Below are 22254 nucleotides of genomic sequence, written 5' to 3'. Positions count from 1 at the left end.
GCCACATCCGGGCAGACGCCACGACCGGTGTCTTGGTCACAGCCGCATCAAGACTTGCCGCTGTCACCCCGCGCTGCCGGTCAGGTCCGAGGGCGTCTCCTAGTGTTGCTGGCATGGCGGCTGAGACGACACCGGCGAACACCGCCGCAGGGCGTGGACGCCCACGTCTGACGCGGCCACGTCGCCCGGGGGCCACCGCCCGCGAACAGATCCTCGACGCGGCCGCCGAGCTGTTCACCAACCACGGGTATGCCAGCACCTCGACCCGGCGGATCGCCGACGAGGTGGGTGTGCGACAGGCCTCGCTGTATCACCATTTCGCCACCAAGGACGACATCCTCGACGCGTTGCTGGCCGGCACGGTCGATGCGGCCCTGCATCTGGGCACCGAACTGCTCGACAGCGCGGGCCCGGCGGCCCAGCACCTGCACACCCTCGCCGTCGCCGATGCTCGCCAGCTGTGCGCCGGCCGGTGGAACCTGGGCGCCCTCTATCTGCTTCCCGAGCTCCGCACCGACCGGTTCGACCCGTTTCGGCGCCGGCGCGCCGACCTTCGCGAGGTTTACCGCAGGCTGTCTGAGGCGGTGATCGCCGAGTGCGGTGGTCCGACCGCTGCTGCCGACCTGCCGTTCCGGTTGGTGGAATCGGTGGTCAACACCCGCTCCGACGATATCGAGGGCACGCCGGCGCAGCCCTGGGTGATCGCGGACGGGGCGCTTCGGATCCTCGGATTCCACGGCGATTTCGGCCCACTCGTGAGTGCCACCGCGGCCCGGCTGGGCGTGCGACCGCCGCCAACCCCGGGCCGCTAGAGTTCGGGGCGTGACCGAGCCCAGCTATGAAGCCATCTTGTTCGAGCAGTCCGGCGCCGTCGCGCGCATCACGCTGAACCGCCCGGACGCCGCGAATGGCATGAACGACACCATGACTCGCGAACTGGCCGACGCCGCCCGGCGCTGCGACACGCCCGCCACCAAAGCCGTGGTGCTGACCGGCGCGGGCCGGTTCTTCTGCGCCGGCGGCGATCTGAAGTCGTTCGCCACCGCACCCGACCGCGGCCGCTTCATCAAGGGCGTCGCCGACGATCTGCACCAGGCCATCTCGTCGTTCGCCCGGATGGATGCCGTGTTGATCACCGCGGTCAACGGCACCGCGGCCGGCGCCGGGTTCAGCCTTGGGGTGACCGGCGACCTGGTCCTGGCCGCAGAATCCGCCACCTTCACGATGGCCTACACCAAGGTGGGCCTGAGTCCCGACGGCAGCGCGTCCTACCACCTGCCGCGACTGGTCGGACTGCGTCGGGCACAGGAGCTCATCCTCACCAACCGCACGCTCTCGGCCGCCGAGGCGCAGGAGTGGGGACTGGTCACCGAGGTGGTCGCCGGCGACGAGCTCGCTGCCCGGGCCACGAAACTGGCTGAGCAGGTGGCGGCAGGTTCCGGCGGATCCAACGGCGCGGTCAAGTCCCTGCTGGTGTCCTCGTTCAAGAACAGCCTCGAAGAGCAGATGGCGGCCGAAGCCCGGTTCATCGCCGAGCGGGCCAACTCCGCCGACGGTCGCGAGGGCGTCGACGCGTTCCTGGCCAAGCGCAAGGCCGAATTCGCCTAGACCGCGAGATCTGCCGGCAGTTCGATGTCGGCGACGGCCAGGTTCTCCTCCAGGTGAGCAAGGGAGGAGGTACCGGGAATCAGCAGGATGTTCGGCGCCACGTTCAGGGTCCACGCCAAGGCAATCTGCGCCGGCGTGCGTCCCAGTTCGGTGGCGACTTGCCGGATTGCCGGATGGCCAAGGACCGGATTGTCCGGTGCGAACGCCGAACCCAGCGGAAAGAACGGGACGAAGGCGATGTTGCGTTCGATGCACAGGTCGAGCACGGGCTGCGAGGTGCGGTCGGCGAGGTTGTAGGCGTTCTGCACGCAGACGATCTCGGTGGCTCCGAGCGCGATCTCCAGGTGCTCGCGGGAGATGTTGCTGAGTCCGATCCCGGCGATCAGGCCTTCGTCGCGCGCGGCGATCATGGTCTGCAGTTGCTGTTCGAACAGGTCATGGTCGACGTCGCCGGGGGCCCCGGCGTCGGCCCCGAACATACGCAGATTCACTGCGGCGAGGCGGTCCACGTCGAGGGTGCGCAGGTTCTCTTCCAGGTCGCGGCGTAATTCATCGGGCTGCTGCGCAGGAAGCCAGTTGGCCGCCTCGTCGCGCTTGCCGCCGACCTTGCTGACCAAGGCCAGGTTTTCCGGGTAGGGGTACAGCGCCTCCCGGATGAGCTGGTTGGCGATGTTCGGCCCGTAGATCTGGGCGGTGTCGATGTGATCGACGCCGGCCTCGACGGCACGCCGCAGGACGGAGATGGCCTGGTCATGGTCGCGCGGCGGTCCGAACACCCCGGGCCCGGGCAACTGCATGGCGCCGAATCCGACTCGCCGGACGGACTGGGAGCCTAACGAGAATGTCTGCGGGGAGGGGGCCATGGCCAGCCTTTCATTAGATCTCTAACTATATGAGATCGAACTATATGTACCCTGATATTCTCTGTCAACCAAATCGGAGGAGAACGTCGTGGACGACGACCAACGGACCGCTGCGGAACTTGCCGACGCCTTCGGCCGGGCCGCCAAATCCGTTGTCCGAGCTTTCGACGAGCGCCTCGGCGATCGTGGCGTCTCGACACCGCGGTCCAAGCTCCTCGCCGAGATCGAGCGGCTGCAGCCGGTCCGGTCAGCGGAGGTGGCGCGAGCGGTCGGCGTCACCCAAGCCACCGCGTCAACCCTGGTCGAAGCGTTGGTACGGGAAGGCCTGGTGGCCCGCGCGCCCGACGAAAACGACCGTCGGGCAGTGCGATTGACGACCACCGACGAGGGGGGCGCACAAGCCCGACGTTGGCGGGCCGACTACGCCGCCGCCGCACAAGAAATGTTTGCCGGCCTCACCGACGACGAAAGGCGAGCGCTCACCGAGTTACTCAAGAAACTCGGCGACGCGCTCGCCTGACGCCGAAGCAAGATCAGTAGCTGTGCTCCTCGGCCGGGAACACCCCGGTCGCCACGTCGTGGGCGTACTGCGCTGCCGCACGGTGCAATTCGCCGCCCACGTCACCGAAACGCCTGACGAACTTGGCGGTCTTGCCGCTGGTGAGCCCGGCCATGTCCTGCCAGACCAGCACCTGGGCATCGCAGTTGGGGCCGGCGCCGATGCCGACCGTGGGGATGGTCAGCTTGCCGGTGATCTGAGTGGCCAACTCGGCCGGCACCATCTCCAGCACCACCGCGATCGCGCCGGCTTCCTGCACGGCGATCGCATCGTGGATCGTCTGATCGGCGGCATCACCGCGGCCCTGCACGCGGAACCCGCCCAGCCCGTTGACGCTCTGCGGCGTGAAGCCGATGTGCGCCACCACCGGGATGCCCGCGGCGGACAGTGTCGCGATCTGATCGGCCATCCGCTCACCGCCCTCGAGCTTGATCGCCTGTGCGCCGGTCTCCTTCATGAAACGGGTGGCGGTGGCCAGCGCCTGCTGCGGGCTGGACTCGTAGCTGCCGAACGGCAGATCGGCGATCACCAGGGCGTGCGGGGCGCCCTTGACGACCGCGCGGGCCAACGGGATCAGCTCATCGATGGAGATCGGCACGGTGGTGTCGTAGCCGTAGACCACGTTCGCGGCGGAGTCGCCGACGAGCAGTACCGGAATCTCGGCCTCGTCGAACACCCGCGCGCTGGAGTAGTCGTAACAGGTGAGCATCGCCCACTTGTGGCCTTCGGACTTCCACTTCTGCAGTGTGAGCGTGCGGACCTTGGTGCGGGGCTTGGCTTCGACCGAATCGGAAGCACCATAAACAGATTGTTCAGACATCGTCGTCCCTTGTGATGGTCGGTTCGATCCTCGAGGCCGCGTCGCGGTCCCCGGGTTCGGCTGACAACCGCCAGTCTGCCACTGCGAGGAATGAAGGCCAAAGCGACGTTCGAGTGGATTTCCTCACAGTTTCAGCGTCGCGCCCTAACATCAGCGGCATGCAACGGCTCAGCGGACTCGACGCCAGTTTCCTCTACCTCGAAACCGCGGCGCAGCCGATGCACGTGTGCTCGGTACTCGAACTGGACACGTCGACGATGCCGGGCGGCTACACCTTCGACCGGATGCGTGACGCGTTGTCTCTGACCATCAAGGCGATGCCGCAATTCCGGGAGAAGCTCGCCGACAGCCGATTCAATCTCGACCATCCGGTGCGGGTGGAAGACAAGGATTTTGACGTCAACCGGCACCTGCACCGAATCGGGTTGCCGGCCCCGGGTGGGCGTGCCGAGCTGGCCGAGATCTGCGGGCACATCGCCTCGCTGCCGCTGGACCGGACCCGGCCGCTGTGGGAGATGTGGGTCATCGAGAACGTGGCGGGCACCGACGCCCATGCGGGCGGGCGATTGGCGCTGATGACGAAGGTGCACCACTCCGGCGTGGACGGGGTGACCGGCGCCAACCTGATGTCGCAGCTGTGCACCACCGAGGCGGACGCACCGCCGCCCGACCCGGTGGACGGGGTGGGCGGCGCCACCGGCGCCGAGATCGCCATCAGCGGGGCCCTCAGGTTCGCGGCCCGCCCGCTGAAGCTGGCTAACGTGCTGCCCTCCACTGCGAGCACTGTCATCGATACTGTGCGCCGGGCCTTCAATGGCCAGGCGATGGCTGCCCCGTTCAACGCGCCGAAAACCGCGTTCAACACCAACATCACCGGCCAGCGCAGCGTCGCGTTCGCCCAGCTGGACCTCGAGGACATCAAGACCGTCAAGAACCACTTCGACGTCAAGGTCAACGACGTGGTGATGGCGCTGGTGTCCGGCGTGCTGCGCACCTTCCTGCGCGACCGCGGCGAACTGCCCGAGAACTCCCTGGTAGCGATGGTGCCAGTGTCGGTGCATGACCGTTCCGACCGGCCCGGACGCAACCAGGTCTCGGGGATGTTCTCCAAGCTCGAAACCAACATCGATGATCCGGCCGAACGGCTGAGGGCCATCGCTGCGTCGAATTCGGTTGCCAAACAACACAGTTCCGCGATCGGTGCGACGCTGCTTCAGGACTGGACCCAGTTCGCGGCGCCCGCGGTGTTCGGCGCCGCGATGCGGGTGTACGCGGCCAGCCGGCTGTCGGGGGCCAAGCCCGTCCACAATCTCGTCATCTCCAACGTGCCCGGGCCGCAGCAGCCGCTATACCTGCTGGGCAGTGAGGTCAAGGCCATGTACCCGCTGGGCCCGATCTTCCACGGATCGGGTCTCAACATCACCGTGATGTCGCTGACCGGCATGCTCGACGTCGGCATCATGTCCTGCCCGGAATTGCTGCCTGACCTGTGGGATATGGCCGACGACTTCCACGTCGCGCTCGACGAACTCCTGGCCGCTACCCGATAGTGTCCCGGCGCCTCGTGACCAGGCCCGGCCTGCGGCGATGTCACGTCATGGCAGCATGGGCAGCCATGAAGTTCAGGATGAGGTTCGGCGCGCTGCTGGCGGTGACGGTCGTGGCCGCGGCGGGCTGTACCCAGGTGGTCGAGGGCCAGGCCAGGATCGCGGTTCCGAGGCCCGGAACGCCGGTGCAATGGCTGCCGTGCAACGCCGGTTCCGGTGACCACGTGCAGATCCCCGACAACGCCGAATGCGGGATGCTGTCGGTGCCGGTCGACTACTCCAAGCCCGACGGCGACATCGCCCGCCTGGCAATAATCCGATTCCCGGCCGCGGGCCAGAAGATCGGCTCGCTGGTGATCAATCCGGGCGGGCCCGGCGAATCCGGCGTGGAATCGGCCGTCTCCCTGCTGTCGGGTCTGCCGCAGTCGGTCAAGGACCGCTTCGACATCGTCGGGTTCGATCCGCGCGGTGTCGGTTCCTCGACGCCCGCGGTGTGGTGCAACTCCGACGAGGACAATGACCGGCTGCGGGCCGATCCGACGGTGGAATACACCCCCGAAGGCGTCGACCACCTGGAGAACGAAACCAAGAAATTCGTTCAGCGCTGCGTCGACAAGATGGGCAAAGAGTTCCTCGAGAACGTCGGAACCGAGAACGTCGCCAAGGATCTGGACGCGATCCGGATCGCCCTCGGCGACGACAAGCTGACCTACCTGGGGTACTCCTACGGCACCCGCATCGGTGCAACCTACGCCGAGCAGTTCCCGCAGAACGTCCGCGCGATGATCCTCGACGGTGCCGTCGACCCCAACGCGGATCCGGTCGAAGAAGACATCCGTCAGGCCGCGGCATTCCAGAAGGCCTTCGACAACTACGCCACCGACTGCACCACCAAGAACCCCGATTGCCCGCTTGGCACCGACCCGGCCAAGGCCGTCGAGGTCTACAAGAGCCTGGTCGACCCACTGGTGGAACACCCGGCCAAGACCCGCGATCAGCGGGGGCTGGGCTACAGCGACGCCACGGTGGGCACCATCCTGCCGCTGTACTCGCCGAACCTGTGGCGGCACCTGACCGAGGGCCTGACCGGGCTGAAGAAAGGCAACGGCGATGTCATGCTGGCATTGGCCGACCTGTACATGGGCCGAGATGCCAAGGGCCACTACAACAATTCGACCGACGTGCGCGTCGCGGTCAACTGCGTGGACAAACCTGCCATCACCGACCGGGCCACCGTCGTCGAAGAGGACCGGCGCGCCCGCGAGGTGGCTCCATTCATGAGCTACGGCGAGTTCACCGGGCACGCGCCAATGAGTACCTGCGCGTTCTGGCCGGTGCCGCCCACCAGCAAGCCACACGAGATCTCGGTGAAGGGGCTCCCTCCGACGTTGGTCGTCTCGACCACCAACGACCCGGCGACGCCCTACCAGGCCGGCGTCGACCTGGCTCGCCAACTCGGCGGCACCCTGGTGACCTTCGAGGGCACCCAGCACACCGTGGTGTTCCAGGGCAACAAGTGCATCGACGATATCGCCGCGACGTACCTCGTCGACGTGACAGTGCCGCCGCCCGGGACCCGCTGCTGACCGATCAGGACGGGAAGGTCACCGGATGGTCTCCGGCTGATCTCTGCTCGGCCTCAGGCGCAGACCCGGCGGCGGCCGCCATGCGACCATGACTGCCGTGCGGTGGGCGGGCAGACGGGCAGTGGTGCGAGCTCTGGCGGTGACCCTGCTCGGCGCAGCCGCCGTGGTGTGCCCCGTCGCCGCACCGGTCGCGGGCGCCGCACCGGAATCCGGGCCGGAGTGGGGAAGTTGCGCTCAGTGGGTGCAAGATCCGGCACGGATTCCGACGGCGCAGTGCCGCACCGTGTCGGTACCCGTCGAATGGAACTCCCCGGATCCCCAAGGTGCACAAGCTCAATTGGCCGTCATCCGGATTCCGGCCACCGGTAACCGGATCGGTGCCCTGTTCATCAACCCCGGTGGCCCCGGTGCCTCGGCGGTGGACACCGTCGCCGGCATGGGCGCGGCGCTGGCCGGGTCCCCACTCACCGATCATTTCGATCTGGTCGGGTTCGACCCGCGCGGCGTCGGGCACTCCACCCCGGAGTTGCGCTGCCGCACCGACGCCGAGATCGACGCCTACCGCCGCGAGCCGATGGCTGACTACAGCCCGGCCGGGGTCGCACACATCGAAAATGTCTACCGACAATTCGCCCAGCAGTGCCTGGACCGCATGGGTGCACCGTTCTTGGCCAACGTCGGCACTGCATCGGCGGTGCGGGACATGGATGCGGTGCGGGCTGCGCTGGGGGAGGAGCAGATCAACTATCTGGGCTTCTCCTACGGCACCGAACTGGGTGGCGCCTACGCCGAACAGTTCGGCGACCGGGTGCGCACCATGGTGCTCGACGGCGCCATCGACCCCAGTCAGGATCCGATCACCAAGAACATCCGCCAGCTCGCCGGCTTCCAGAAGGCCTTCGACACCTACGCCGCGGACTGCGCGAGATCAGCCGACTGCCCGTTGGGTACCGACCCAGCCCAGTTCGTCGGCCGGTTCCGGCGGCTCGTGGATCCACTGGTGACGACGCCGCACCCCACCGCGGACCAGCGCGGGCTCGGCTACGCCGACGCAATCACCGGCACCGGCAATTCCCTCTACTCGGCGCGGTACTGGCCGTACCTGACCAGCGGACTTCTCGGGTTGACGCGCGGCACCGATGCGGGTGACCTGCTGTTGCTCGCGGATGATTACTGGCGTCGCGGTTCCGCCGGTCCGGATGCCGGGCACTACCAGAACATGCAGGACGCGTTCACCGCGATCCGGTGCGTCGACTCGCCATTCCCCACCGACCCGACGGTGTGGGCCGACGCCGATCAGCGGATCCGGGCCGCGGCACCGTTCATGTCCTACGGCGAGTTCACCGGATACGCGCCCCGCGACATCTGCGCACTGTGGCCGGTGCCCGCGACGTCGGCGCCGCACCCGATCACCGGGCCCGGACCCGGCAAGGTCGTGGTGGTGTCCACCACCGGCGACCCGGCCACGCCGTACCAGGCCGGTGTGGACCTGGCCGGGCAAATGGGCGCGGCACTGATCTCCTTCAAGGGCACCCAACACACCGTGGTGTTCAACGGGGACGCCTGTGTCGACACCGCGGTGCTGAACTTCTTCGTCAACCAGGCCTCGCCGGGCGACCTCTCCTGCTAACTCCTTGCAGGCCCGTAACACAGAATTAACAGCCGATGCCTACGCTGCGCTCATGGACCGCCAGAAGGAATTCGTGCTGCGCACCCTGGAGGAACGCGATATCCGGTTCGTTCGGTTGTGGTTCACCGACGTGCTCGGCTACCTCAAGTCGGTAGCGATCGCGCCCGCCGAACTCGAAGGGGCATTCGAGGAGGGCATCGGTTTCGACGGGTCCTCCATCGAGGGCTTCGCCCGCGTCTCGGAATCGGACACCGTCGCCCGTCCCGATCCCTCGACCTTCCAGGTACTGCCCTGGACCACCAGCGCCGGCAAGCACTACTCGGCGCGCATGTTCTGCGATATCACCATGCCGGACGGCTCTCCGTCCTGGGCCGACTCCCGGCACGTGCTGCGACGCCAGCTGGCCAAGGCCAGCGACCTGGGCTTCAGCTGCTACGTGCATCCGGAGATCGAGTTCTTCCTGCTGCAGCCCGGCCCGGACGACGGTTCGGTGCCGGTGCCGGCCGACAACAGCGGGTACTTCGACCAGGCCGTGCACGATTCGGCCCCCAACTTCCGCCGCCACGCCATCGAGGCCCTGGAACAGATGGGCATCTCGGTGGAGTTCAGCCACCACGAGGGTGCGCCCGGGCAGCAGGAGATCGACCTGCGCTACGCCGATGCGCTGTCGATGGCCGACAACGTGATGACCTTCCGCTACCTGGTCAAGGAGGTCGCCCTGGCCGACGGCGTGCGTGCGTCGTTCATGCCCAAGCCGTTCGGCGAACACCCCGGTTCGGCCATGCACACCCATATGAGCCTGTTCGAAGGCGACACCAACGCCTTCCACAGCCCCGACGACCCGCTGCAGCTGTCCGATGTGGCCAAGTCCTTCATCGCGGGCATCCTGGAGCACGCCAGCGAGATCAGCGCCGTCACCAACCAGTGGGTGAACTCCTACAAGCGTCTGGTGCACGGCGGCGAAGCGCCCACCGCGGCCTCGTGGGGTGCGGCCAACCGCTCGGCGCTGGTGCGGGTTCCGATGTACACCCCGCGCAAGGCGTCGTCACGACGCGTCGAGGTCCGCAGCCCTGACTCTGCATGCAACCCGTACCTGACGTTCGCGGTGCTGCTGGCCGCCGGGCTGCGCGGTGTGGAGAAGGGTTACGTGCTGGGCCCACAGGCCGAGGACGACGTCTGGAGCCTGACACCCGAGGAGCGGCGTGCCATGGGCTACCGCGAGCTGCCGACCAGCCTTGGCAACGCGCTGGAGGCGATGGAGAACTCCGAGCTCGTTGCGGAAGCGTTGGGGGAGCACGTATTCGATTACTTCCTGCGCAACAAGCGCGCAGAGTGGGAGAACTACCGCAGCCACGTCACCCCGTACGAGCTGAAGACCTACCTCTCGCTGTAGAGTCGGCGCCGGTGCCGGCGGCATGTGCGCTACCGTCGTGAACGTGCCCAAACCTGCCACCGATCGCCCGAAACTGCCCAGCGTCGGTCGGCTCGGTCTGGTGCATCCGCAAGCGGCAGCCGAACTGGAACAGCTCGGCTGGAACACCGAGGCACACGTCGAGCTCCTGTGGTCGCTGTCGCGCGCACCGGACGCCGACAGCGCGCTGCTGGCCATGGTCCGGTTGGCCGATGCGCTCGGGGCCGGCACCGACGAACTCAACCGTCAGCTCCTGACCGACAAGGCACTCCGGGGCCGGCTGTTCGGTGTACTGGGATCCTCTCTGGCCCTCGGTGATCACCTCGTAGCCCATCCGGAATCGTGGCGGTTGCTGGTTGGCGCGGTGGGACTCCCCGGCATCGACGAGCTGCGCAGCGTCTTCACCGCTGCTGCACTCGCTGCCGAGATCGACAGGGGCACAAGCAGTGCCGTACCTGCGCTGCGAGATCTCTACCGTGACCGGTTGCTGGTCCTGGCCGCGCTCGACGTGGCCTCGACCGTCGAGAATGAGCCGGTGCTGCCCTTCGTCGAGGTCGCCGCTCACCTGTCCGACCTGGCCGACGCCGCGCTGGGCGCAGCGCTGACGGTGGCCACCCGCGTCGTATGCGAAGACGGGATGCAGCCCCGCCTGGCGGTCATCGCCATGGGCAAATGCGGTGCACACGAACTGAATTACGTCAGCGACGTCGATGTCATCTTCGTGGGGGAGCCCCTGGTAGGCGGAGCGGATGAATCCGACAACGACGACAACCTGGCCACCGCAACCCGGGTGGCAGGCGAGATGATGCGATTCGCCGCCGATGCATTCTTCGAAGTCGACGCCGCATTGCGCCCCGAAGGTAAACGCGGCCAACTGGTTCGGACACTGGATTCCCATGTCGCCTACTACCAGCGCTGGGCGAAAACCTGGGAATTCCAGGCATTGCTCAAGGCGCGCCCCGCCGCGGGCGACGCCGAACTCGGTAAGGCCTACATCGAAGCATTGATGCCCATGGTGTGGACCGCCTGCGAGCGTGAGGATTTCGTTCCCGAGGTGCAGGCCATGCGCCGTCGCGTCGAGGAACTTGTCCCGGCCGGAGTGCGGGCCCGCGAGCTCAAGCTGGGCACCGGCGGCCTGCGTGACGTCGAATTCGCCGTCCAGCTCCTGCAATTGGTGCACGGACGCAATGACGACTCACTGCATGTGGCGTCCACTGTCGATGCGCTGACGGCCCTCGGCGAGGGCGGTTACATCGGTCGCGACGACACTGCCAACCTGACCGCCTCCTATGAATTCCTGCGGCTGCTCGAGCACCGGCTGCAGCTGCAGCGGCTCAAACGCACCCACATGCTGCCCGACGAGAGCGACGACGAGGCGTACCGCTGGCTGGCCCGGGCCGCGCACGTGCGCCCCGACGGTCGTCACGACGCGGCGGGCGTACTGCGCGAGGAACTCAAGCGGCAGAGCATGCGGGTGTCGCGATTGCACGCCAAGCTCTTCTACCAACCGCTGCTGGAATCGGTGGGCCAACCGGCGCTGGGCATCGGCGCCGGCATGAGCACCGAGGCGGCCGAACGACAGCTTGCCGCACTGGGTTACGAGGGACCACAGAGCGCACTGACCCACCTGGCCGCCCTCACCGGGCAGACCGGACGGCGAGCAACCGTGCAGCAGGTGCTGCTGCCGACCCTGTTGGACTGGCTGTCGGACACCCCCGACCCGGACGCCGGCCTGCTGGCCTACCGCCGGATCAGCGAGGAACTGGCCGAGCAGCGCTGGTACCTGTCGACTCTGCGCGACGAGGGGGCGGTGGCCAAGCGGCTGATGCGGGTGTTGGGCACCTCGGCCTACATCCCCGAACTGCTGATGCGCGCCCCCGAGGTGATCCAGCTCTACGCGGACGGGCCCAACGGCCCGAAGCTGCTCGACGGCGATCCCGACAGCATGGCCCGCGCGCTGGTGGCCTCGGCCGGCCGACACCCAGACCCGGTGCGCGGCATCGCCGCCGCCCGCACGCTGCGCCGTCGGGAACTGGCCCGCATCGCCTCCGCGGACGTGCTGGGCTTGCTCGACGTTACCGACGTGTGCCGGGCGCTGACCGCGGTCTGGGTCGCCGTGCTGCAGGCCGCACTGGACGCAGTGATCCGGGCCAACACACCCGAATCCGGTGCGCCCGCACGCATCGCCGTGATCGGCATGGGCCGGCTCGGCGGCGGCGAGCTGGGATACGGCTCCGACGCCGACGTGATGTTCGTGTGCGAACCGAACACCGGCGTCGAGGATTCGGCAGCCGTGCGCTGGTCAGTGAGCGTCGCCGAACAGGTGAGGGCCCTGCTGGGGACACCGAGCGCGGACCCGCCGTTGGAGGTCGACACCGGGCTGCGCCCGGAGGGCCGTAGCGGGCCGCTGGTGCGCACGCTGGCGTCATATGCGGCCTATTACGAGCAGTGGGCTCAGCCGTGGGAGATCCAAGCCCTGCTGCGGGCCCACCGGGTGGCCGGAGATCTGGAACTCGGCGAACGCTTTCTGCTCATTGCCGACAAGACGCGTTACCCCGCCGGCGGGGTGTCGGCCGAAGCCGTCCAGGAGATCCGTCGGATCAAGGCACGCGTGGACGCCGAACGGCTGCCCCGCGGTGCCGACCCCAACACCCACACCAAGCTGGGCCGCGGCGGGCTGGCCGACATCGAGTGGACCGTGCAGCTGCTTCAGCTGCGGTACGCACACAAGCTGCCTGCGCTGCACAACACTTCGACATTGCAGACCCTCGACGTGATCGGCGCGGCCGAACTGGTCGCCGAGGATGACGTCGAGCTGTTGCGGGAAGCCTGGCTGACGGCCACGCGGGCACGCAATGCTCTGGTGCTGGTGCGCGGCAAGCCCACCGATCAGCTGCCCGGTCCGGGCCGTCAGCTCAACGCGGTCGCCCTGGCGGCCGGATGGGGCAGCGACGACGGCGGGGAGTTCCTGGACAACTACCTGCGGGTGACGCGGCGGGCGAAGGGCGTGGTCCGGAAGATTTTCGGCGGGGAGTAGTCGGTAGGGCCTAACTGGCCCCCGCGTGCGGGACGCCGCAGTGGTTGGTGTTAATAAGGGCGTATAACCAATTCACTGGGAGTCCGGATGCAGCACACGTTCGACGTCATCACCGCGGCCGAGCACGATCGGCTCGAAGCACTCTATGAGCCGTTCGCCCGGGCCATGCGCGAACTCGTCGACGCCGGAGTCCGCACCGAGGTGGACTCGCAGACCATCGCCGAGGCGACCACGGCTGTCGAGGCCGTCACCGCCGCACTGCGCCGCGAACAGCGCGATGGGTCACAGGCCATGCTGCACGCCGAGACGAACCGTCCGGTGGTGTGGGCGAATCCGGTCGTCGGCCTGCGCAATGCGCTGGCCCCGCCACTGGTGATCGAGCACTCCGAGGACGGCAGCTGCTGGAGTGAATTCGTGCTGGGTGCCGCCTACGAGGGGCCGCTGGGCTGGGTGCACGGTGGGATCTGTGCCCTGGTGCTCGACCACATTCTCGGTGAGGTGGCCAGCGGGGGACTGAACGAACCGCGCTACACCGGCACCATCACCTGCCGGTACCGCCGCGGCACGCCGCTGGGGCCGCTGCGGGCCGAGGCGTACATCGACCGGACCGAAGGTGTCAAAACCTTTGCCAGGGGCCACATCAGCGACGGCGACGGAATCACCGTCGAGGCGGAAGGCGTCTTCATCACTCCGGCATGGGCGCGGGACGCCGGATGAAGTTCTACGTGAGCATGGCTTTCATGGACACCCGGGAGGCCGTCGAAGTAGCGAGGGCCGCAGACGATCTCGGATACGACGGGATGGGCATCCCGGATCATGTGGTGAATCTGGAGACGCTGTCCACGCCGTATCCGTACACAAAGGACGGCAAGCGGCGCTGGGAGGCGTTCACCGACTGGCCGGATCCGTGGGTGATGATCGGGGCGCTGGCACTGGTCACTACTCGGCTGAAGTTCGTCACCACGGTCTACCTGCCTGCGATGCGCGACCCGTATTCGGCTGCGAAAGCCATTGGCACCGCGGCCTATCTGGCCGGCGGACGGCTGGAACTCGGCATCGGGGTGGGCTGGTGCGAGGAGGAGTTCGGGCTGCTGGGCCAGCAGTTCGCGCGACGCGGAAAGCGCACCGACGAGATGCTCGAGCTGATGAAGCAGCTGTGGGAGCCCGGCTGGACCGAGTTCGACGGCGAGTTCTACACCACGCCTCGGCTCGAGATGGAGCCCACTCCGCCGCCGATCCCGATCTACGTGGGCGGTCTGTCTGACATCGCGCTGCGCCGCGCTGCGCGCCATGACGGCTGGATCGGCGACCTGATCTCTACCGAGGCCGCCTTGCAGCGGGTCGACCGGCTGCGGGATCTGCGCGCCGAAAAGGGTTTGACGATGGATGATTTCACCATCATCACGCCGTTGACCGACGCCTTCACCCCCGAGCACTACGCGCGCGCGGAGGCCGGCGGCATCCAGGGCATCATCACCATGCCGTGGATGTTCTACTCGGGCCCCGACGCCACCCTGGCCGAGAAGATCGACGGGATGAAGCGGTTCCGCAAGGATCTCGCGCTGGATCGATAACGACGGCAGCGCGCGGATCCAGTGTCGCTCAGCGCGCTAGCCGGCCGAACCTCCGGCGCGGCGAGGTCGCGGCTTGCACAGTCGGCCGTCGTCGGGCGTCCACCGAAAGCCTGCCGGCGCCGGTGGTTGCCAGTAGCAGGAAGGCGAAGCAATACATGATCGTCATCTCACCCCCGTTACCACCCATCGCATTGTCGAACGGCCAGAAACTGGCTGCAGGACCTTCCAGCGGCGGCCAGTGCATCCAGAAGTACGCGACGGCCATGTGACCGGCAGCGATGAAAGCCGCTATGCGTGTGAACAATCCAACGAGGATCAGTAGCCCGGTGACGAATTCGATGAGGCCGGCCCACCATCCCGGCCAACTGCCTACCGGAATGGCGGCGCCCAATGGCCAGCCGAAGAGCTTCATGCTGCCGTGCAGCGTGAACAACAGACCGAAGATGATGCGGAATGCACTCAAGACAGGTGATGAGTAGCTCGCAAGCCGTGCGTCCAAATTGGTCGTCATGGCCTGACAGTACGCCCAGACTCCCAGTAAGTTCACAGCTCCAACATCACCGTTACCGGCCCGTCATTGACCAGTTCCACCCGCATATCCGCACCGAAAATCCCCGTTTGCACAACCGCGCCCAGTTTCTGGAGCGCGTCGGCGAATTCAGTCACCAACGGCTCGGCGACGGGCCGCGGTGCTGCCGCATTCCACGACGGGCGCCTGCCCTTGACGGTGTTGGCGTACAACGTGAACTGACTGATCACCAGGATCGGCGCAGCAACGTCGGACGCCGACTTCTCACCATCGAGAATCCGTAACTGCCAGAGCTTTTCGGCCATCCGGCGCGCCTTGCCCGTGTCGTCCTCGTGGGTGACCCCGACCAGGGCGAGAAGCCCCTGCGGGTTCGGAGCGATGGCTCCCACGACCGCGCCGTCGACCGTCACGCTCGCAGAGGTCACCCGCTGCACCAGAACACGCATCGGTCCATTGTGCGGGGGAGGCCCGCGACTTCTACCCCTGGGCTGTGCTTTTCGAAAACCAACGACCCAGGTGTCGAAATCGACGCGTGCCACGGATGCAGAAAGGCCGGGTGGCCCCCGAAGGAAGCCACCCGGCCTTTTTTATGCCTTACGACTTGGACGTCGCGCTAGAACGTGCCGACTTACACGTCGTAGTACAGCGAGAACTCGTACGGGTGAGGCCGGATCTGGATCGGCATGATCTCGTTCTCCCGCTTGTAGGAGATCCACGTCTCGATCAGGTCCTCGGTGAACACGCCACCCTCGGTGAGGTACTCGTGATCCTCTTCGAGGCGGTCGATCACCGCCGACAGCGAGGTGGGCGCCTGCGGGATGTTGGCGGCCTCGTCCGGCGGCAGCTCGTAGAGGTCCTTGTCGACCGGGGCCAGGGGCTCGATCTTCTTCTTGATGCCGTCGATGCCGGCCATCAGCATGGCCGCGAATGCCAGGTACGGGTTGCCAGAGCTGTCCGGGCAGCGGAACTCGAGGCGCTTGGCCTTCGGGTTGTTGCCGGTGATCGGGATACGGACACAGGCCGAGCGGTTGCGCTGGCTGTACACCAGGTTGATCGGGGCCTCGTAGCCCGGCACCAGACGCTTGTAGGAGTTCACCGTCGGGTTGGTGAACGCCAGCAGCGACGGGGCGTGGTGCAGGATGCCGCCGATGTAGTGGCGGGCGATGTCGGACAGGCCCGCGTAACCCGACTCGTCGTGGAACAGCGGCTGGCCGTCCTTCCACAGCGACTGGTGGGCGTGCATGCCGGAACCGTTGTCACCGAACAGCGGCTTGGGCATGAAGGTGACGGTCTTGCCGTTCTGCCACGCGGTGTTCTTGATGATGTACTTGAACAGCAGCACATCGTCGGCCGCGTGCAGCAGGGTGTTGAACTTGTAGTTGATCTCGGCCTGGCCGGCGGTGCCCACCTCGTGGTGACCGCGCTCCAGGGTGAACCCGGCGTTGATCAGGTTGGTCGACATCTCGTCGCGCAGGTCGACGTAGTGGTCGTACGGCGCGACGGGGAAGTAGCCACCCTTGGGGCGGACCTTGTAACCGAGGTTGGGGCCGCCGTCGGCCTCGAAGGGCTCGCCGGTGTTCCACCACGCCGACTCGGAATCCACCTCGTAGAAGGTGCCGTTCATCTTGGAGTCGAAGCTCACCGAGTCGAAGATGTAGAACTCGGCCTCGGCACCGAAGAAGCAGGTATCGGCGATACCGGTACTGGCCAGGTAGTTCTCCGCCTTGCGGGCCACGTTGCGCGGGTCGCGGGAGTACGCCTCACGGGTGAACGGGTCATGCACGAAGAAGTTCAGGTTCAGCGTCTTGGCGGCGCGGAACGGGTCGATGCGCGCGGTGTCGGGGTCCGGCAGCAGCATCATGTCGGATTCGTGGATCGACTGGAAGCCGCGGACCGACGAGCCGTCGAACGCGAGGCCGTCCTCGAAGACGCTCGCGTCGAACGCCGACGCCGGGATCGAGAAGTGCTGGACGACGCCGGGCAGATCGCAGAAGCGAATGTCGACATACTCGACGTTCTCGTCCTTGATCAGCTTGAAGATGTCGTCGGACGTCTTTTCTGCCACTGAGTGTTCTCCTTTAACTGGTAACCCGCGGGTTGACGCTAAGGACACGATGTTGCGCGGTCGTCAACCATATGTTGCGTGCAAGTTACGCGATGACCGTTCTCTGTGACATGAGCTACTGACCGTCACTTAACCGGCTCCGCCTATTCTGACCTTATGTCGCGCACGATGGGAACCTGGCTGTCCGGACCCGGACCTTTCGACGCCGGTGACGGCGAGGACGCACAGGACTCACGGGGAAAATACCCCGGTGAGCGCCTCGGGCTGCCCGAATCCGGCTCCGGTTCACTGGCCCGGATGGGACGGCGACTCGGTGCGCTGTGCATCGACTGGCTGGTGGCCTATGGGCTGGCAGGGCTCGCGATGGCCTTTGGGCTGGTGACTATGCCGCTGTTGTCCACAGCGGTGCTGGTGATCTGGATGGTGCTGGGCACCGTCGCGGTGCGGCTCTTCTCGTTCACACCGGGGCAGCTCGCGGTCGGCCTGATTGTGGTGCCCGCCGACGGGCGCGACCGGATCGGCATCGTCCGGGCATTCCTGCGGGTGGTGCTGATCGCCCTGGTGATCCCGCCGCTGGTTTCCGACAGCGATCTGCGCGGACTGCACGACCGGTTGACGTTCACTGCCGTGGTGCGGCGGTAGCCCCTCACCCGAATGTGAACAAGATCGCGACATTCTCCTGAAATCTCGCGATCTTGTTCACGCTCGACAGCGTGAAGCGCTCACTTGCGGCGGACAGTGCGCTGCACGCCACGCATCTTCGCGCCGGCGGGCATCGGACCTTTGGGCATCCCGGCCGGGCCGGCCTTGGTGCCCAGGGCGGCGAGCCGAGACTCGATCGAATCCATCTGCTTGACGGTGATGTTCGCCGGCAGCTTGTTCAGGTGGCGCTCCAGCTTGGACAGCGGCACCTCGCCCTCGCTGTTGCCGACCACGATGTCGTAGATCGGGATGTCGCCGACCAGGCGTGCGGTGCGCTTCTTCTCCTGCGCCAGCAGGGGCTTGACCCGAGTGGCCGAACCCTCGCCGACGAAGATCACGCCGGGCCGACCGATCACCCGGTGCACTGCGTCAAAATGACCCGTCGCCGCGACGCCAGGGGTGACCCGCCACTTGCCGCGCATGTTGTCCAGCGCCCAGGCCGCGGCACCCGTCTGGCCCTCGGCCTTCTTGTACACCGACTTCTGGGCCCGGCGGCCGAAGATGATGAACGCGACCAGTGCGCCCAGCACGACGCCGAGGGGGATCATCGTGTACATGGTGAACCCGCCGAGGAGCAGACCGGCGACCACCGCGGCGGCCACGATCAGCACGAATGCGCCGATCATGTACGGCAGCAGGCGCTTGTCCTCTTTGCGCTGGATCTGGAATGCCTGCCAGAGCTGACTGCGCCGCTGCTTGGAGGCCGCCTTGCGGGCAACCTTCGCCTCGGCCTTTGCCGCCTTGGTTTCTGCGGCAGTGCGGGTTTTCGCCATTACTTCAGGATACGGGGGGCTGATCAGCGAACCGAACCCGCGCGGCCTGGGCATAGAGCCGGCCCGCGCGGTAGGACGAACGCACCAGCGGTCCGGCCAGCACACCGGCGAATCCCAGGCCCTCGGCGTAGCTCGACAACTCGACGAACTCGTCGGGGTGCACCCAGCGTTCGACCGGGTGGTGGCGCGGTGACGGCCGCAGGTACTGGGTGATGGTGACGATGTCGCAGCCCGCGTCGTGCAGGTCGCGCAGCGCGGTGTGCACCTCGTCGATGGTCTCGCCCATCCCGAGGATCAGGTTCGATTTGGTGACCAGGCCGAAGTTGCGAGCGGCGGTGATCACCGCCAGGCTGCGGTCGTAACGGAACGCCGGACGAATGCGCTTGAAGATGCGCGGCACCGTTTCGACGTTGTGCGCGAACACTTCTGGGCGTGATTCGAAGACTTCTGCCAGCTGGTCCGGGTCGCCGTTGAAGTCCGGCGCCAACAGCTCCACGCCGGTGTTCGGGTTGAGACGCTTGATGTAGCGCACGGTTTCGGCGTACAGCCATGCGCCGCCGTCGGGCAGGTCATCGCGGGCCACCCCGGTCACCGTCGAATAGCGCAGTCCCATGGCCTGCACGCTCTCGGCGACCCGGCGGGGTTCGTCACGGTCCAGCTCGGCGGGCTTGCCGGTGTCGATCTGGCAGAAGTCGCACCGACGCGTGCACTGCTCGCCACCGATCAGGAACGTGGCTTCCCGGTCCTCCCAGCATTCGAAGATGTTGGGGCAGCCGGCCTCCTCGCACACCGTGTGCAGGCCCTCGCGGCGCACCAGCCCCTTGAGCTCGGTGTACTCCGGGCCCATCTTGGCCCGGGTCTTTATCCACGATGGCTTGCGTTCGATGGGTGTCTGCGCGTTCCGCACTTCCAGACGCAGCAGCTTCCGACCTTCAGGCACCACAGTCACAGGTTCATCCTACGTTCAGAGCTAGTTCCAGCCGTCCGTCCAGTGCGTCGCACACCGCGGCGGCGACGCGGTCGGTGACGTCGTCGACGGTGACGAGCCGGCCGAGTTCGGCCGTCAGCGATGTCACCCCCGCATCGGCGATGCCGCACGGCACGATCGACGAGAACGCGGACAGGTCACAGTCACAGTTGAGAGAGAACCCGTGCAGCGTCGTCGCCCGGGACACCCGGATGCCGATCGCCCCGACCTTGCGGGCCGGCCGCGCTCTGCCTGATGCGCGGTTCGCCGCGGTGTCGCCCTGAACCCACACGCCGGAGCGTCCGTCGACGCGACCGGTCTGCAGACCGAGATCCGCGCACACGCTGATGAGTGCTTCCTCAAGGCGCCGAACGAAATTCACCACATCCAGCGGCTCGGTCAGGCCGATGATGGGGTAGCCCACCAACTGTCCGGGGCCGTGCCAGGTGATCTTGCCGCCGCGGTCCGTGTCGACGACAGGGGTGCCGTCGACCGGACGCTCATGCGGCTCGGTGCGCTTTCCTGCGGTGTAGACGGCGGGGTGCTGAAGCAGCAGCAGGGTATCGGGCCCGCCGGCAACCCTGGCATCGGCGATCTCGCGCTGCAGCGCCCAGGCGGCTTCATAGTCGAGTGTCCCCACACGCCGCACCTCGACGGGAGCGGCCGCCGAGCGGATGGATGTCACAGCCTCGACCGTACGCCAGGATCCCAGTCACAGGTCCTTGGTTGCGGTGGCGTAGGCCAGCGCCTCGCCGATGGTGTTGTGGTGGAAGCTGAAGCCGGCGCGCTCGAGAGCCGCGGGGATGGCGCGCTGGCCCACGAGCAGTCCCTCGTCGGCGATCTCGCCGAGCAGCGTGCGCAACGCGAAACCCGGAACCATCACCGGGGTGGGCCTATTGAGGGCGCGGCCCAGCGACGCGGTGAACTCGGCGTTGGTCACCGGAGCCGGCCCGGTGAGGTTGACCGGGCCCGACAAGCTGTCGTTCGCCATCGCGAACAGGATCGCGCGGACCTCGTCCTCCAGGCTGATCCACGGGATGTACTGCCGACCGTTGCCCAACCGGGCGCCCAGGCCCAGTGAGAACAGCGGTTTGAGCCGGTTCACCATGCCGCCCGACGGGGACATGACCAGTCCGGTGCGCAGCAGCACCACCCGAGAACCGGCGGCGATTGCCGGCGCCGTGGCCGCCTCCCAATCCGCACATAGCCCGGCCAGGAACCCGCGTCCCTCGGGTGCGGACTCGTCGGTCACCCGGTCCCGGGTGTCGCCGTAGTAACCGACGGCGCTCGCGTTGATCAGCACGGGCACCCCGGCATCGGACACGGCGCCGGCCAGCACCTCGGTGGGCCCGATCCGGCTGTCGCGCAGACTCTGTTTGAAGGCGCCCGACCAACGCTTCTCGCCGACGCCGACGCCGCAGAGGTTCACCACCGCGTCCACGCCGTGGAGCGCGGAAGCGTCGAACTCCCCGGTGTCGGGGTTCCAGAACAGCTCGTCGCCGTTCGATGGTGCCCTGCGTACGATCCGGAGCACCCGGCGATCGGCGGCGCGCAGCGTTGATACCAGCGCCGAACCGATCAGACCGGATGATCCCGCTATCGCGATGACGGCGTCCGCCACAGTGGGGAGCCCCTCCTAACGGCGTTACAGCCCGAGGTCGGCCTCGAAAGCACCTTCTTCGAGCCTGCGCTTGATGGTGGTCACGAACCGGCCGGCGTCGGCGCCGTCGATCAGTCGGTGGTCGTAGGTCAGCGGCAGGTAGCACACCGAGCGCACGCCGATCGACTCGTTGCCGTAGGCGTCGGAGATCACCCGCGGCCGCTTGACGATCGCCCCGGTGCCCAGCATCGCCGCCTGCGGCGGAACCAGGATCGGGGTGTCGAACAGCGCGCCCTGGCTGCCGATGTTGGTGATGGTGAAAGTGCCGCCGGACAGCTCGTCGGGCTTGAGGTTGCCCGACCGGGCGCGGCCCGCGATGTCGGAGATGGCGCGTGCGAGCCCGCCCAGCGACAGGTCACCGGCGTTGTGGATCACCGGGGAGAGCAGGCCCTGCTCGGTGTCGACGGCGAAGCCGAGGTGTTCGGCGTCGTAGTAGGTGATCTCCTTGGTGTCCTCGTTGTAGCTCGCGTTGATGTTCGGGTGGATCTTCAACGCATCGATCACGGCGCGGGCGATGAACGGCAGGTAGGTGAGGTTGACACCTTCGCGCTCGGCGAAATCCGCCTTCGCCCGGGCCCGCAACGCCACGATCTTGGTCATGTCGACCTCGTGGGTCTGGGTCAACTGCGCAGTCGCCTGCAACGATTCGCGCGTCTTCTTCGCTGTGATCTGGCGAATCCGGTTGGCCTTCTGCGTGGTTCCGCGCAGGTGGGCCAGGGCCGGGGCGGCCGACGCGGCGGCGGGTGCGGCCGCGGCAGGGGCTGCCGGTGCTGCCGGAGCCGGAGGGGCCTTTTTGGCCTCGGCCGCGGCGAGCACGTCCTGCTTGCGGATGCGGCCGCCGACACCGGTGCCCTTCACCGCAGCGAGGTCGACACTGTTCTCCGCGGCCAACTTTCGCACCAGCGGGGTGACGTACGGCGAGC

The 22254-nt window shown here is 67.1% G+C and carries 21 protein-coding genes; 11 read left to right on the top strand and 10 right to left on the bottom strand.

From position 1 onward, the window contains the following. Positions 1 to 113: 113 nt before the first annotated feature. Both HBE63_RS13850 and HBE63_RS13845 read left to right on the top strand, forming a co-directional pair. Complete coding sequence (locus HBE63_RS13850; RefSeq protein WP_166905256.1) at positions 114 to 812, top strand: TetR/AcrR family transcriptional regulator; 699 nt, start codon at positions 114 to 116, stop codon at positions 810 to 812. Positions 813 to 822: 10 nt separating this feature from the next. Then, the gene (locus tag HBE63_RS13845) at positions 823 to 1608 is read left to right on the top strand and encodes an enoyl-CoA hydratase/isomerase family protein (RefSeq protein WP_166905255.1); all 786 of its coding nucleotides are present in this window, start codon (positions 823 to 825) and stop codon (positions 1606 to 1608) included. Here HBE63_RS13845 and HBE63_RS13840 read toward each other — a convergent pair. Further along, positions 1605 to 2471: an oxidoreductase gene (locus HBE63_RS13840; protein WP_166905254.1), complete on the bottom strand. Its 867-nt coding sequence runs from the start codon at positions 2469 to 2471 to the stop codon at positions 1605 to 1607. The two genes, HBE63_RS13845 and HBE63_RS13840, sit on opposite strands and share 4 nt — an antisense overlap. 88 nt (positions 2472 to 2559) lie before the next feature. Between HBE63_RS13840 and HBE63_RS13835 the strand changes: the two genes are divergently transcribed. Then, positions 2560 to 2991 (top strand): MarR family winged helix-turn-helix transcriptional regulator, encoded by a 432-nt coding sequence (locus tag HBE63_RS13835; RefSeq protein WP_166905253.1) that lies wholly within the window; start codon positions 2560 to 2562, stop codon positions 2989 to 2991. A 13-nt stretch (positions 2992 to 3004) separates the two neighbouring features. Here the strand turns inward: HBE63_RS13835 and panB are convergent, their stop codons facing one another. Next, positions 3005 to 3850, bottom strand: a complete 846-nt coding sequence (gene panB / locus HBE63_RS13830) for a 3-methyl-2-oxobutanoate hydroxymethyltransferase (protein WP_166905252.1) — start codon at positions 3848 to 3850, stop codon at positions 3005 to 3007. A gap of 14 nt (positions 3851 to 3864) precedes the next feature. On the opposite strand from panB, the gene HBE63_RS13825 reads away from it, so the two are divergent. The 7 genes from HBE63_RS13825 (at position 3865) to HBE63_RS13795 (ending at position 14635) form a co-directional block, all read left to right on the top strand. Continuing rightward, the gene (locus tag HBE63_RS13825) at positions 3865 to 5400 is read left to right on the top strand and encodes a wax ester/triacylglycerol synthase family O-acyltransferase (RefSeq protein ID WP_371815029.1); all 1536 of its coding nucleotides are present in this window, start codon (positions 3865 to 3867) and stop codon (positions 5398 to 5400) included. A 65-nt stretch (positions 5401 to 5465) separates the two neighbouring features. Then, the gene (locus tag HBE63_RS13820; protein WP_243858639.1) at positions 5466 to 6983 is read left to right on the top strand and encodes an alpha/beta hydrolase; all 1518 of its coding nucleotides are present in this window, start codon (positions 5466 to 5468) and stop codon (positions 6981 to 6983) included. An 88-nt stretch (positions 6984 to 7071) separates the two neighbouring features. Continuing rightward, positions 7072 to 8613, top strand: a complete 1542-nt coding sequence (locus tag HBE63_RS13815) for an alpha/beta hydrolase (RefSeq protein WP_166905249.1) — start codon at positions 7072 to 7074, stop codon at positions 8611 to 8613. 52 nt (positions 8614 to 8665) lie between these two features. Beyond that, positions 8666 to 10006: a type I glutamate--ammonia ligase gene (gene glnA, locus HBE63_RS13810; RefSeq protein WP_166905248.1), complete on the top strand. Its 1341-nt coding sequence runs from the start codon at positions 8666 to 8668 to the stop codon at positions 10004 to 10006. A 37-nt stretch (positions 10007 to 10043) separates the two neighbouring features. Then, the gene (locus HBE63_RS13805) at positions 10044 to 13061 is read left to right on the top strand and encodes a bifunctional [glutamine synthetase] adenylyltransferase/[glutamine synthetase]-adenylyl-L-tyrosine phosphorylase (protein WP_166905247.1); all 3018 of its coding nucleotides are present in this window, start codon (positions 10044 to 10046) and stop codon (positions 13059 to 13061) included. An 87-nt stretch (positions 13062 to 13148) separates the two neighbouring features. After that, on the top strand, positions 13149 to 13778 hold the full coding sequence (locus HBE63_RS13800) for a PaaI family thioesterase (protein WP_166905246.1): 630 nt from the start codon (positions 13149 to 13151) through the stop codon (positions 13776 to 13778). Beyond that, positions 13775 to 14635 carry a TIGR03619 family F420-dependent LLM class oxidoreductase gene (locus HBE63_RS13795; RefSeq protein WP_166909767.1) on the top strand — a complete coding sequence of 287 codons (861 nt, stop codon included), beginning with the start codon at positions 13775 to 13777 and terminating at the stop codon, positions 14633 to 14635. Before HBE63_RS13800 ends, HBE63_RS13795 begins: the two co-directional genes overlap by 4 nt. 28 nt (positions 14636 to 14663) lie before the next feature. Here HBE63_RS13795 and HBE63_RS13790 read toward each other — a convergent pair whose 3' ends face one another. The 3 genes from HBE63_RS13790 to glnA (HBE63_RS13780) form a co-directional block, all read right to left on the bottom strand. Further along, positions 14664 to 15146: a DoxX family protein gene (locus HBE63_RS13790; protein ID WP_166905245.1), complete on the bottom strand. Its 483-nt coding sequence runs from the start codon at positions 15144 to 15146 to the stop codon at positions 14664 to 14666. A gap of 32 nt (positions 15147 to 15178) precedes the next feature. Beyond that, positions 15179 to 15610 carry a D-aminoacyl-tRNA deacylase gene (gene dtd / locus HBE63_RS13785; protein WP_166905244.1) on the bottom strand — a complete coding sequence of 144 codons (432 nt, stop codon included), beginning with the start codon at positions 15608 to 15610 and terminating at the stop codon, positions 15179 to 15181. A gap of 182 nt (positions 15611 to 15792) precedes the next feature. Then, a complete protein-coding gene (gene glnA / locus HBE63_RS13780) occupies positions 15793 to 17229 on the bottom strand; it encodes a type I glutamate--ammonia ligase (protein WP_166905243.1) in 1437 nt (478 codons plus the stop codon). Positions 17230 to 17385: 156 nt separating this feature from the next. Between glnA (HBE63_RS13780) and HBE63_RS13775 the strand changes: the two genes are divergently transcribed. Continuing rightward, positions 17386 to 17871, top strand: a complete 486-nt coding sequence (locus HBE63_RS13775; RefSeq protein WP_166905242.1) for an RDD family protein — start codon at positions 17386 to 17388, stop codon at positions 17869 to 17871. An 80-nt stretch (positions 17872 to 17951) separates the two neighbouring features. On the opposite strand, the gene HBE63_RS13770 is transcribed toward HBE63_RS13775, so the two are convergent. From HBE63_RS13770 to sucB, 5 genes are all read right to left on the bottom strand, one after another. Further along, a complete protein-coding gene (locus HBE63_RS13770) occupies positions 17952 to 18704 on the bottom strand; it encodes a DUF4191 domain-containing protein (RefSeq protein WP_166905241.1) in 753 nt (250 codons plus the stop codon). A 4-nt stretch (positions 18705 to 18708) separates the two neighbouring features. Continuing rightward, positions 18709 to 19653, bottom strand: a complete 945-nt coding sequence (gene lipA, locus HBE63_RS13765) for a lipoyl synthase (protein ID WP_166905240.1) — start codon at positions 19651 to 19653, stop codon at positions 18709 to 18711. A 4-nt stretch (positions 19654 to 19657) separates the two neighbouring features. Further along, complete coding sequence (gene lipB, locus HBE63_RS13760) at positions 19658 to 20356, bottom strand: lipoyl(octanoyl) transferase LipB (RefSeq protein ID WP_166905239.1); 699 nt, start codon at positions 20354 to 20356, stop codon at positions 19658 to 19660. Positions 20357 to 20383: 27 nt separating this feature from the next. Further along, positions 20384 to 21292 carry a TIGR01777 family oxidoreductase gene (locus tag HBE63_RS13755; protein ID WP_166905238.1) on the bottom strand — a complete coding sequence of 303 codons (909 nt, stop codon included), beginning with the start codon at positions 21290 to 21292 and terminating at the stop codon, positions 20384 to 20386. A gap of 24 nt (positions 21293 to 21316) precedes the next feature. Then, a partial coding sequence (sucB, locus tag HBE63_RS13750) for a 2-oxoglutarate dehydrogenase, E2 component, dihydrolipoamide succinyltransferase (RefSeq protein ID WP_166905237.1) occupies positions 21317 to 22254 on the bottom strand: 938 nt, incomplete at its 5' end.

Source organism: Mycobacterium sp. DL440, assembly GCF_011745145.1.
Taxonomy (GTDB): Bacteria; Actinomycetota; Actinomycetes; order Mycobacteriales; family Mycobacteriaceae; genus Mycobacterium.
The sequence above is the reverse complement of the archived record's forward strand: the minus strand, read 5'-3'. Positions and strand labels throughout refer to the sequence as shown.